We start from the raw sequence: 12,519 nt of genomic DNA, 5'->3' as shown, positions 1-12,519 counted from the left end.
AGAGTGCGGTCACGAGGGTGTCCAGGTTCGTCGTCACAAACGATCATGGACACCCTCTCCTCGCGCCCGCAGGCATTTGGAAAGACTCGTCTAGGCGTCCGAACGGGGCGGGTTCGCCTCCGGAGCCAGACCCATGCGGGCGGTGAGGGCCGCGGCGAGCGAGGCCACCGTGGGGTGCTGCCAGACGAAGTTGCCGGCGAGACGGACGTGGAGCTCGGTTTCGAGGCGGAGGCGCAGCTCGGTGGCGAGCAGCGAGTCGAAGCCGAGGGCCTTGAGGCGGGTTTGCGGGTCCAGGGTGGCGCTGCCGGTGCGCAGGATGGCGCGGATGTGGTCGCTAAGGTAGCTCTCCAGGGCGGTCTGGCGGGCGATACCGGCGGGCAGGGCTTCGAGGCGGGCGCGGATGCCGGAGCCGCCGGCCTCCGACTCGTCCGAGGAGGGGACACTGTCCGAGGTGAGCAAGGCGAAGAGGCTGGAATTGGCCGCCGTGCGGGGGATCCACGCCCGGGGCGCACCGGGGATCACAGCCGTCTGGACCCGTTGGTGGGAGAGGAGGGTGTGCAGGGCCCGGATGCCCTCGCGGGTGGGAATGGTCTCGTAACCGCGATCGGCGAAGTCGGTGGCCTGCCCGGTTTCGCCCCAGGGGCCCCAGTTGACGGCCAGCGTGGGCAGGCCGTTGCGGGTGCGCCAGGTGGCGAAGGCGTCGAGCCAGGCGTTGGCGGCGGCGTACGTTCCCTGTCCCGCATTGCCCAGCAGCGAACTCATCGAGGAGTACAGAACGAACCAGTCCAGGGAGTGTCCGGCCGCGGCGCGGTGGAGGTTCCAGGCACCGGTGACCTTGGGGGCCCACACCCGTTTGAGCTGGTAATCGCGGACGGTGGTGAGGGCGGCGTCGCTGAGGACCATCGCGCAGTGCACCACCCCGCGCAACGGGGCACCGCTCTCGGTCGCGGCTCTGACGAGCCGTTCGGCGGTGCCGGGCTCGGAGATGTCACCGAGGACGACGGTGGTCCGGACGGCGAGGTTTGCGACGGCACGCGCGGTCTCAAGAGAGGGGGAACGGCGACCGTTGAGGACGATATGGCCCGCTCCCTGCTCCGCGAGCCAGCGCGCCGTGGCCAGTCCGAGCCCGCCCAGGCCGCCGGTGACGATGTAAGCGCCGTCGGAGCGAACGACGGGAGGCCCGTCCGGCAGGACGGCGGTGGTTTCTCCCTGGTCGGGGACGGTCAGCACCATTTTGCCGATGTGACGGGCACCCGCCATCAAGCGGAAGGCGTCGGCAGCCGCCTCGAGCGGATACGCGGTGCACAGCAGCGGTTTGAGGCGCCCCGCGGCGATGTGCTCCATGACCTCGCGCAGCAGCGTGGCGAACAACTCGGGGCGTCGTTGCTGCAGTTCGATGAGGTCGACGGTGGTGAAGGTGATGTTGTGGCGCAACGGGGCCAGTTTGAGGGAGGCATCGGCCATGATGTCGCGTACGCCGAGTTCAACGAAACGGCCGAACGGGCGCAGGGTTTCGAGTCCGGCGCGGACGGCGGGGCCGGCCAGGGAGTTGAGGACGACGTCGACCCCCTCGCCACCGGTCGCCCGACGGGTCTGTTCGGTGAAGTCCAGAGTGCGGGAGTCCATGACGCAGCGGATACCGGTGCCGCGCAGGTAGCGTCGCTTCTCCTCGGTGCCAGCCGTGGCCAGGACGTCCGCGCCCAGCAGGCGGGCGACAGCGACGGCGGCCAGGCCGGTGCCGCCGCTGGCCGAGTGGACGAGGACGCGTTCCCCGGGGGCCAGCCGTGCGACGTGGTGCAGGGCGTACCAGGCGGTGAGGAACGCCGTGGGCAGCCCAGCCGCCGTGTCGGGTGGGAAGCCGAGCGGGACCGGGGCGACGGCGGTGGCCGGGACGGTGACGAAGGAGGCGAAGGCCCCGCCTTCCAAGTGGGCGGCGAGCACGGTGTCTCCGGTGCGGACGTGGTCCACGCCGGCACCCACGGCGGTGACCTGGCCCGCGCATTCGAAGCCGATGCGGTAGGGGGTGGCGGGCTCCGAGCCGAGCATGCCGAGGGCTGTCAGGACGTCACGGAAGTTGAGCCCCGCTGCCTTGACACGGATCTCGACTTCTCCTTCGCCGGGTTGACGACGGTCGGTGGCGGTCAGTTCCAGACTGTCGAGGTCGCCGAGGCGTCCGACGCGCAGGCGGAACCCGTCCTCGCCGTACCGGAGGACCCGGGCGGTGCAGGCGGTGCGCTCGGACGGGGTGACTGGGGCGCGGTCGATGCGTGCGGCGAATCGGGTGCCGCCGCGCAGCGCGACCTCGTCCTCGGGCGCGTCGGCGAGAAGTTCGGCGGCCAGCGCGCGTAGCCCGCGTTCTCCGGGATCCGTGTCGACGAGGGTGGGACGCATACGCGGATGCTCGATGGCCATGACGCGTGCCACACCGCGTACGGTGCTGTGGGCGGGGTGACCGGCCTCATCCACGGTGACGGCCCGGGCGTGCCGAGTCGCGGTGTATAGGCGCCATGTGCCGTCGTGGCCGTCGGCGGCCTGGGCGAAGGCGAGCAGGCGCCGGGCGCGTTGCTGTGCGCCGTGGGTGGGGTTGCTGTCGTCGGCGGACGGCGTGCCGCACAGCAGGACGACGGCGCGCCAGGGTCCCGCTCCGGCGGCCAGGCGGCCGCTGAAGACGTCGGCCAGCGAGGCGAGGCCTTCCGAACTCAGCGGAGTCTCCCAAACCTCGACGCGGGCGCCGGCGTACCGCAGAAGCTTGGCCAGGCGTTCCGCTTCGCCGTCTCCCTCACCCACGACCAGCCAGTTCCCGGGCGGGGCCTGCATGGCGCCGCCAGAACGGGGCGCGTGGTGCCACCGGAGTTCGACGAACCACTGGTCGACGGGGGCGTCGTCGGCAGGTGCGCGGCGGGCGAAGCGCACATCGTCGAGGGCGAGGACGGGCCGGCCGTCGGTGTCCAGGGCACGGACATGTCCGGCGAGTGTCTTCGCGGTGTTCTCGGTGACCCAGGCGTGGGCGTGGACGGCCTGGGCTGGGTCGGCCAGGATCCGCAGGGCGCCGACCTGGACCGGCAGGATCGGCGCCGGTGAGGTGTCGTGACCGGCCCCGGCGACCAGCAGTTGCAGACACAGGTCGAGGAGGACGGGGTGGGGGCTCAGGGAGGGCGCAGGAATACGGGCGGTGAGCGGAAGCTGGATGCGGGCCCAGAAGCTGTCCCGGCGGCTGGTGGTGTGCAGGGTGGTGATGCCGGTGAAGGCTGGGCCGTGTTCGAGGCCGCAGGCGCGCAACCCGGCGTACAGAGTGGCTGGATCCAGGGAGACGGGATGCTTGCGGTCGAGTGCCGCAACGGAGGCGGCACGGGTGGTCTGGGGCGTGAGCACACGGCGGGCGACGCCCGAAGCGTGCAGTTGCCAGGAACCGTCCGGCTGGCGCGAGTGGATCTCACCAGCGGCCTGCTGGGAGGTGGTGAGGGTGAGAGTCGTGCTGAGTTCGGTGTCGTCGGTCAGGCGGAGCAGGTCGTGGAAGGCGACGTCGGTGATCTCGACGTCCATGGGGGCACCGTCGAGTGCGGTCCGGGCCGTGGTGTGGAGAAGCGCGCAAAAGGCCGCCCCGGGCAGGACGGAGCTGCCGTGGACGCGGTGGTCATTCAGCCATGGCAGGTGGTGGGCCGGGGCGGAGGCGCGCCAGCTGTGGCGGATCGGGTTGCCGGGGATATCGATGTGCCGGCCGGGCAGGGCGCCCGTCGCGGCCGGCGGTGATGCGTCGTCGGAAGTCCAGTGGCGTGTGCGGTCGAACGTGATGGTGGGAGCGTCCGTCAAGCGGCCGCCGTCGTACAGGGGCGCCCAGTCAACTGTGCCGCCGTTGCAGTGCAGGGTCGCCAGCTGGGTCCGCAAAGTGGACGCTTCGTCCTGCGCGCGGCGCAGTGTGGGCAGGACCAGGGCACCGGGGGCCAGTTCGGCCAGGCTCTCCGTGAGGGACTGGGTGATCACGGGATGGGGTGAGATCTCGATGTAGATCTGGTGGCGGTCCTGGGCTGCTGCGGCCACGGTGGGATGGAAGCGGACCGGTCGGCGCAGATTGTCGCACCAGTAGGCGGCGTCGAGCAGAGAACTGTGCCGCGGATCCTCGGTCACAGTGGAGTAAAACGGGATCTGCGGCTGACGGGGACTCAGGCCCGCCAGAGCTTCGCGCAGGTCGGCCAGGAGAGGGTCGACGTGGGGGCTGTGGGAGGCGACGTCGACCGCGATGGGCAGGGCGAGGACCCCGCGCTTTTCCCACCGGGCGATCAGAAGGGCGATTTGGTCGGCGACGCCGGAGACGACGGTGGTGCCGGGTGCGGCCAGGACCGCCACGGAGACGGCGTCGGTCCCCGCGTCGGCGAGGTCGGCCTCCACAGTGGCCCGGTCGAGGCCGACACTGGCCATCGCGCCCGTCCCGGAGATCCGTTCCAGCAGTGCCGAGCGGCGGCAGATGACGCGGACACCGTCGCTGAGGCTGAGCGCTCCGGCCACGACGGCGGCCGCGGCTTCCCCCATGGAGTGCCCGATGACGGCGGCGGGCCGCACGCCATGGGCCTGCCAGGCCGCGGCCAGGGCGATCTGCATGGCGAAGAGGACCGGCTGGACCCGCGGGCAACCGGTGACGGGCTCGCCGGTGCGGATCAGGTCCAGCACGGAGAACCCCGTCTCCTCCCGGATGAGGGCGTCGACGTCCGCCAGGGCCCTGGCGAAGGGTTCGTGGTGCGCGAGGAGTTCGCGGCCCATGCCGGCCCATTGTGAACCCTGGCCCGAGAACACCCAGACCGGCTGGTGCGGGGCGGTGACATCGGTTGTGCCCGAGACGAGGGCCGGATGGGGCATACCGGAGAGGAACAACCGGAGCGCCTCCACGGTTTCGGAACGGGAACGGGACACGACCGCCAGGCGTCCTCGCCCGGGGCTGCGGCGCAGGGCCAGGGTGTGGGCCACGTCCCGCAGTGGGACGCGCGCTCCGTCCGCGTCCAGCCAGTCGGCCAGCCGGCGGGCCGCGGTCGGCAGGGCCCGATGGGATCCGGCCGCGACCAGGATCACTTCGGGCGGTGCGCTCTCGGACCGACGGGGGGCGGGCAGACCGGCGCGGCGGCTGGGCCGCGGGGGCTCCTGCAGGATCACGTGGGCGTTGGTGCCCGAGAAACCGAACGAGGAGACGGCGGCCAGCCGGACCGGCTGCCGCCCGGGCCACTGGATCGGTTCCACCGGGACGAAGAACCGGGTGGCGTCCGCGGCGATGGACGGATGCCAGCCCGTGAAGTTCAGGTTGGGAGGGATTACGCCCTGCTGGAGGCACAGGACCGTCTTGATAAGTCCGGTGATGCCCGCAGCCGGCTCCAAGTGGCCGAGGTTAGTCTTAACCGAGCCGAGGGCGCACGGAGAGAGACCGTTGCCGTACACGGCGGCGAGGCTCGCGAACTCGACCGGGTCGCCCACAGGGGTTCCCGTGCCATGGGCCTCGATCAGTGAAATCTGTGCCGGGTCGACGTGGGCGCGGGCGAGTGCCGTGCGGTACAGAGCCTGCTGTGCGGTGGGGGACGGGGCGGCGAGGCCGTCGGAGCGTCCGTCCTGGTTCACGGCGGACCCGCGGACGACGGCGAGGATGCGGTCGCCGTCGTCGCGGGCGTCGGTCAGGCGTTTGAGGACGACCACACCGCAGCCCTCGCCGCGGACGAATCCGTCCGCCGCGGCGTCGAAGGTGTGGCAACGTCCGGTCGGGGAGAGCATGCCCATTCTCTCGAAGGACCGGGTCGCGCGCGGGGTGAGCATGAGGGTGACGCCGGCGGCCAGCGCGAGATCGCATTCCTCGCGGTGCAGGGCTTGGCAGGCCAGGTGGAAGGCGACCAGGGAGGACGAGCAGGCGGTGTCGAGGGCGATGCTGGGGCCGTGCAAGCCGAGGAGATAGGAGATGCGGCCGGCGGCGACGCAGTGACCGTTCGTCAGGATGGAGCCTTCCAGCTCCTGGGGCAGGCCGACGAGCTGGTCCATGTAGTCGTTGTAACTCAGGCCGGTGTAGACGCCCGTAGTGGACCCGGTGAGCCGCTCGGGAGGCAGACCGGCGTGTTCCAGGGCCTCCCAGACGACCTCCAGCAGGAGTCTGTGCTGCGGATCGAGGACGTCGGCTTCGCGACCGGAGACGCCGAAGAAGTCCGCGTCGAAATGGGAAACGTCTGTCAGGTACCCGCCCCGCCGGTGCGTGGGCCGTTCCTCGGCTGCCGTCCCGTCGCCGGGTCCGGGCACGTCACGACCGGGCGGAGGTGCGCCCACCGCCTCGCGGCCCTCCGCCACCAGATTCCATAGGGTGGCCGGGGAGTCGATGTCCCCGGGGAGCCGGCAGCCCATACCGATCACGGCGATGGGCCCGTTGGCGGGGCAGGGGAGGTGCTTGTCCAGGGCCATGGGGGCTCTCCTAGTCGTCCATGAGCAAGGTGCTGGGTGCATGCGGTTCGAGGGGTTATAGGGGAAGGAGGTGTGCCACATGGCCGGCCGAGCGACGGGTAGTGGGCGGGACGCACCGGAGTGTGCTCCCGCATGCTGAAAGCGGCCGCCCGGCCAGGGGCTACGGCAGAGCGTCGGTACCTTCAGGAGCCCGTGCTCCCGCGGGGCGCCGTCGGCTTCGCGTGGGCGACGACCCGCACACAGGCAGACGGACGGGCAGGGGAGTGACTCAGACGTCGGAACTTCCAAGAAGGATGGCGCTCTTCACGCCTCCGACCTGATAGTTGAAGCTGAAGGCGTAGTCGAAGTCGAGGGACCGGGGCGTCATCCCCGGAACCGGGTCGAACGTGAGATTGTCCGCCGGCTCCTCGCAGTTGGCGGTGGGACACACCTGGCCGTGGTTCATCATCAGAAGGGTCAGAGACACCCCGAGGCAGCCCGCGGGCGCGCCGTTGTGGCCGAAGCATCCTTCCTGGGAGGACATGAGCAGGTCGCGTGATGCGGGGCCGTACAGTTCCCTGATCGCGTTGGCCTCGAATGTCGTGACCACCACGTTGCCGTCACTGCCGCCATGGACGTACGGCACCTGAGTGATCTCCCACGTGTCACCAAGGCACCGCCGCACCGCCGACACCAGCGCCCTTCCGGTGTCGTCGCAGGCAAGCGGGTTGGCCAGACCGTCCCTGGTGGTGGCCTGCGAGAGGACCTGGCCGTAGATGCGGCCGTCCCGTGCGAAGGCGTGTTCCCGGCTCTCCATAACGATGGTCGCGGACCCCTCGCCGTGGTTGATGCAGTCGGCACGCCGGTCGTACGGACGCATCAACGACTCGAACGACGGCAGGAGGGCGGGCATGTCCTGCGACCGCATGGCATCGTACGTCTGCTGGGCTCCGCTCAGCAGACGCTGGATGTTGCGGATGAGTGTGACGCTGAAGACGTCCACGCCGGTCACCACGGCGATGTCCACCTCACCGGCGGCGATCATGCGCTGGGCGTTGCCGATCTGGAGCGCCGAGGACGCGCAGCCGCAGGAGACAGTGAAGTTGGGGCCCTTCGACCGCGTCAGCGCGCCCTGGACGAGTGCCACGTCCGAGGGGGTAACGGACTGCTCCGCCGCGACGAACATCTCCATGGCCTCGGCCACGGGGAGGGTCGCGGGATCGGCCCGCAGGACGGCGAGGTAGCTGTCGATGTTGGCGTCCACACCCCCGCGCCCGACGAGGACGGCGGCCTTCTCGAGGTCGCGGTGCACATCGAGGTCCGCGTCCGCGCACGCCTGCGTCAGCGACACCAGCCCGAAGCGGTGGGCGTCCGTGTAATGGCGGGCGAAGAAGTTAGGAATTCCGGGCACTCGTTCGTCGAACATTTCGGACGACAGCCTGACACTACCGTAGTAAACACCCTTTTTCACGAGGCAGGACTTTCCATGACTGGCTACCTGCCAGAGGTCGTCCGCGGTGAGGACCGGGGACTGGATCCCCGGAAGGCACAGCCCGATACCGGTGACCACGGCGTCCTGCGCCCGTCGTCCGGCCCGCCCGGTCACGAGTCACCTGCTGGTGACAACGAATTGGTCATGGAGATTCCCCTTCAGGATGAGCCGATGGCGGCAGCGACGGTTCACTGTGCCGCCGCATGGCCCGCTGGTCTGTCGGACGTATGAACGGGCCTATTCGGCCACGTAGGTGCGGTGACACCAGCGGTATACGGGCCGCTGCTCAGCTTCAGGGCCAACACAGAAGCCCGAGAACTCGAAATGCTCATAGGCATTTCCGCACAGGATTTTGACCTTCGGCTCGGCTTCCACGGAGCCCACTTCCCAAAAGAAGGGAGCCCAGTCCGGCCCTCCGGTAAGCATCACTTGAATCTTCTCTGTCATATCCGGGTCCTTTATCGGGATGACGGGCCGGGGTGGTACTCACTGCCGCCCCGGACCCGTCCGTCGTTCGGTCCTTCCGCACGCGAGGTCCCACTCGCCCCGCCGGCATGCGGGGGTTTCGGCGCCTTCACCAGGCTCGGGACGTAGGGATACCTGGGGACCAGGTACTGGAGCACCAGGAGGCAGGCCCGGCAAAGGGACCTGAGAAAATGGGAAACCAGCATGGTGACCTCGTAAGGTGATGAGCCTCTACGGCGTGAGCGGTCTTTTGTACGCCCGGCCACCCGCCGCCGGAGCGGACGCACTGTGGTCCGGCGCCGGCGGCAGGGCCCGGCGGTGCCGGGGTCAGGAGGGCAGGCGGGGTCGGGTCAGGTGCATCCGCCTGCGCACCGGTCAGGTGGCGTTGGCCAGCGCCTGGGTGAGCGCGGAAGCGGTCGCCTGCTCGGAGCTGAGGGCCGCCACCGAGACCCCCAGCAGGTTGTACACAAGGGCGGTGGCGTTGGTCGCGGAGGCCGTGAGCACGTTGCTCCCCACCGCCGACGGCTGCCCGGTGCAGCCGCCCACAGCCGCGACGAGCCAGGTGGCGGTCGACAGGTTGTGGTTGCGGGCGGCCCTGGTGTCGTCGTCCTGATCGGCGGCGATCGCGGCGTTGTTGGACGTCTGGGCAGCCTGCAGGTCGGTGACGCAGGACGAGGCGGCCACGGCGGCGGGGGCCGCCTCGGCCAGGGGGGCGATGCCCACAGCGGCGGCCACGGCCATGGCGGCGGTGGCGGCGGCAAGGCGGGAACGGTTCATGACGAACTCCCTCGAGGTGGTGAACGCGCCTGATTTCAATGGCGGCCGGCGAGAGCGGAGCCCCTCTTTCCAGGAGCTGCTGCGGGATGTGGAACTCGTCCTGATCGCCGGGCAATTCACCTGCAGGGAATGGCGAACGGGTCGCAGCCAAGTTCCCGGGAAAGGGATGGGCGACCCGCCGGTTCTTAGACCAGTAAGCAGCAGGGCTAGCGGCATCTCTAGGGGCCGACCCCCCACATCACCCGATCGGACGCACTCAGGGTTTTCAGGGTGGCCCCCGGACGGGTGACGGCGGGACCGTGGGCAACGGACAGGGCTCCCGTGCCGTTGAGGGAGGTGTCTACGTCTCAACTCTCCAGCTCAGGAGCCCTGTTGGTCCCGTATCCTGCCGCACTCGACCTGCCGCACGCACTGGTGGAGTGGGTGACGATGCTGATCGTCACCCGTGAAGGTGACCGGCGCTGCAAACTCCGGCCGTCCGAGCGTGCGGTGATCGCTCTCGCGTACCTGCGCCGACACGACCCCCTGGCTCAACTCGCCGCGGGTTTCCGTATCTCCGTCGGTACCGCCCACGCGTACGTCACCACCGTCGTCGAGCACCTGGCCGACAAGGCGCCGGGCCTGCTGAAGGTCCTGCGCGAGACAGACCCCGACTATGTTCTCGTGGACGGCACACTCGCCGAGTGCGACCGGGTCGGCGACGGGCGCGCGGACTACTCGACGAAGCACAAACGGCACGGCGTGAACGTGCAGGTCATCACGGATCCGGCCGGTCGTACCCTGTGGCTCTCACCCGCCCTGCCCGGCCGAACGCACGACCTGACCGCCGCCCGCACCCACAAGATCATCAGGATCTGCGAGCGCCAGGGCGTCCCCCTCCTCGCCGACATGGCCTACATCGGCGCGGGCCAGTGGGTCACCACTCCCAAACGCCGGCCACCCCACGGCGAATTCACCCCGACCGAGCAGACGGCCAACCGGGCCTTGTCCGCCGCCCGCGCACCCGTCGAACGAGGAATCGCCCGCCTCAAATCCTGGCGAATCTTCCGCAGAGCCCGATGCAGCCCCAACCGCATGACGTCAATCGCCAAGGCCGTCCTCACCCTGGAGCGGCACCACTGAAAGAGCTCACTGACCGGTGCCCGCACAGGGCGCGTGCAGCCGCGGAAGCAGCATTTCACCGCAGGTGGAAGCACATGTGCGACTCTTCGTCGCCAGGACGAGCCGGGCCCGCGAAACCCTTCTGCGCTGCCGAGCGTGAACGCCTGTCGGCGGCGGCTGAACTTCGAGCGACGCCGAGAACGCCGAAAGAACCCGTGCTGCTGCCCGTCAGGCAGCAGCACGGGGCCCGGGCCCTGAGGCACAGCGGTGACGCACTGCGCGTCCCTGGAATTCGTCCAGCGCGCCACACCACGATGTCCCCACGCTGACGGTTGGCCATGCGCAGGTGCCCCTTGACGCGCCGGGACTTCCGCCGAGTCGAGTCTGCGAGGGGCCAGGCGACACACTCGCGCGCGGTTCGGGGTCATGTCCCGCTGGGTGGTGTAGTCACGGCAGCTGTTTCGATTCTCGGTTGTGGGGTGATCTGTGGTTCGGGTTCGGTTGGCTGGGTGGTGAAGAGCTCGGCCGTGGAGGCTTCGGAGAGGTAGCGGCGGTCGAAGTCCTGCCATTCGTCGTGGAGTTCGGCCAGGACCGCGGCGGCGAGTCGGTCCAGGGCGGCGGGGTTGGGAAAGACCTGGACAACGTCAGCCCTTCGTTTGATCTCTCGGTTCAGCCGCTCCAGCGGGTTCGTCGACCAGATCTTCTTCCAGTGCGCCGGCGGGAAGTCCGCGGACGCGGTGATGTCCGTCGCGGCGTCCAGCAGCATCTTCTTGACCTGCGGGAACTGTCGTCCGAGCATGTCGGCCACCACATCGAGCTGGGTGCGGACGGCCGCGGCGGTGGTCTGGGCGAATATGGTGCGGATGGTGGCCGCCACCATCTCTCCCGAGCCCTTTTCGATCACGCCGAAGACGTCGCGCACGAAGTGAAGCCGTAAAGAATCAACATGGTGTTTCGCTATCTTCTGTGACGGATGCGAGTACCTCGGCGGCCGTTGCGAAGCGTCGTTCGGCGAGCGTCGGGACGTATGCGTCCTGTTCAAGGAGGGGACGGACATCCTCGATGGCGTTGCGTATGGTGCCGCGGCTGACGCCGAACAAGGTGGCCAGGGCTTGCTGATCGCACAGATCTCGCTGGGAAAGGACCGTCGCCAAGATCCTGTCGGCGTCGGTGATCTTTTGACGGAAGACGCCACCACGGGTTCCCGGGCGCCGATCACCACCGCGCTGGCGATGCCGGCGTTGTTCGAGCGCGGCCTGGTAGGGCACGGTGATCCGGTCGATCAGCGCCTGGAAGTCCGGGCGGGACATGCCCGTGAGGGCGGGGTGAGACAGGGTCTGGGAGAGTTCCATCCGGCTGGTGGTCGCGCCGTCCTCCGCCCAGTCGCGCAGCTCTTGGGCGGAGGAGAAGTTGGGCGCGGTCTGCGAGACGGTGACCTGCTGGGCGTCCATGAGTGTGCGGGTCTCACTGATGACCTTGCCGATCGTGACCGCGTTGATGGCGAGCAGATCGACGAGAACCTTCTGGGAGCAGACGCGGCGTAGGTAGATCAGTGAAGTTTCCCCGTGATCTCGGACACGTGATCGTTATGCCGCGAGGGCGTGCTGGTGCCGTTGCCTGGTCTCGGCCGGGGTGAGGTAGCCGAAGGTCTTGTGCTTGCGCAGGCGGCGGCGGTTGTAGAAGGTCTCGATGAAGGTGAAGACCTCGGCGCGGGCGGTGGCCCGGTCGGGCCAGGTGCGGGTGCCGATCTCCTCTTTGAGCAGGGCCCAGAAGCTTTCCGCGGCAGCGTTGTCGAAGCACGATCCTGTGCGTCCGCAGCTCTGCCGGAGCCCCAACTTCCCTATTCGCTCCCGGAACTGGGTCGACGTGTACTCACTGCCGCGATCGCTGTGAACCACGCAGCCGGGCTCCAGTCCGCCTCGGCCGTGGGCCATGTCGAGAGCGTCGACGACGAGCTCGGCGCGGTGGTGATCGGCCATGGCGTAGCCGACGACCTCGCGGGTGGCCAGGTCCAGCCAGCAGGCAAGGTAGAGCCAGCCCTCGGCGGTGGGCAGGTAGGTGATGTCGCCGACCAGCTTTGTCCCGGGACGCTCGGCATGGAAGTCGCGGCCGATCAGGTCCGGGGCCGGCTTCGCCTTCGCATCCGGCCGGGTCAGCGAACGCCGTCTGCGCCTGGTGACGCCGCGGATATCGCGCTCACGCATCACGCGGGCGACGCGTTTGCGGTTCACCCGCCGGCCCAGGCGGCGCAGTTCGGCGTGGATGCGCGGGACACCATAGGTGTG

Annotated in this window: 7 protein-coding genes and 1 pseudogene; 1 reads left to right on the top strand and 7 read right to left on the bottom strand. The window is 69.4% G+C overall.

All coding sequences use genetic code 11. The features are described 5' to 3' along the window. Window positions 1-90: 90 nt before the first annotated feature. The 4 genes from ACFZDC_RS41580 to ACFZDC_RS41565 form a co-directional block, all read right to left on the bottom strand. Window positions 91-6,420, bottom strand: coding sequence for an SDR family NAD(P)-dependent oxidoreductase (locus ACFZDC_RS41580; protein ID WP_391332266.1), 6,330 nt, complete (start codon window positions 6,418-6,420; stop codon window positions 91-93). Between the two features lie 268 nt (window positions 6,421-6,688). Continuing rightward, entirely contained in the window at window positions 6,689-8,005 is a 1,317-nt protein-coding gene (locus tag ACFZDC_RS41575; RefSeq protein WP_391332264.1) for a beta-ketoacyl synthase N-terminal-like domain-containing protein, read from the bottom strand. A gap of 123 nt (window positions 8,006-8,128) precedes the next feature. After that, the gene (locus tag ACFZDC_RS41570) at window positions 8,129-8,338 is read right to left on the bottom strand and encodes a DUF5988 family protein (protein ID WP_391332262.1); all 210 of its coding nucleotides are present in this window, start codon (window positions 8,336-8,338) and stop codon (window positions 8,129-8,131) included. A gap of 393 nt (window positions 8,339-8,731) precedes the next feature. Continuing rightward, a complete protein-coding gene (locus ACFZDC_RS41565) occupies window positions 8,732-9,133 on the bottom strand; it encodes a hypothetical protein (RefSeq protein ID WP_391332260.1) in 402 nt (133 codons plus the stop codon). A gap of 372 nt (window positions 9,134-9,505) precedes the next feature. Between ACFZDC_RS41565 and ACFZDC_RS41560 the strand changes: the two genes are divergently transcribed. Continuing rightward, window positions 9,506-10,255: a transposase family protein gene (locus tag ACFZDC_RS41560; RefSeq protein ID WP_391332259.1), complete on the top strand. Its 750-nt coding sequence runs from the start codon at window positions 9,506-9,508 to the stop codon at window positions 10,253-10,255. A 403-nt stretch (window positions 10,256-10,658) separates the two neighbouring features. Here the strand turns inward: ACFZDC_RS41560 and ACFZDC_RS41555 are convergent. The 3 genes and pseudogenes from ACFZDC_RS41555 to ACFZDC_RS41545 form a co-directional block, all read right to left on the bottom strand. Beyond that, window positions 10,659-11,168, bottom strand: a pseudogene (locus ACFZDC_RS41555) (transposase); the annotation flags it as partial. A gap of 7 nt (window positions 11,169-11,175) precedes the next feature. Beyond that, window positions 11,176-11,685 (bottom strand): hypothetical protein, encoded by a 510-nt coding sequence (locus tag ACFZDC_RS41550; RefSeq protein ID WP_391332257.1) that lies wholly within the window; start codon window positions 11,683-11,685, stop codon window positions 11,176-11,178. A gap of 135 nt (window positions 11,686-11,820) precedes the next feature. Continuing rightward, window positions 11,821-12,519 (bottom strand): IS3 family transposase (locus ACFZDC_RS41545; RefSeq protein ID WP_391332254.1); only part of this gene is annotated, 699 nt, incomplete at its 5' end.

Source organism: Streptomyces sp. NPDC007905 (assembly GCF_042959345.1).
Taxonomy (GTDB): Bacteria; Actinomycetota; Actinomycetes; order Streptomycetales; family Streptomycetaceae; genus Streptomyces.
Note: the sequence above shows the minus strand (reverse complement) of the source record. Positions and strands in the feature narration are given on the sequence as shown.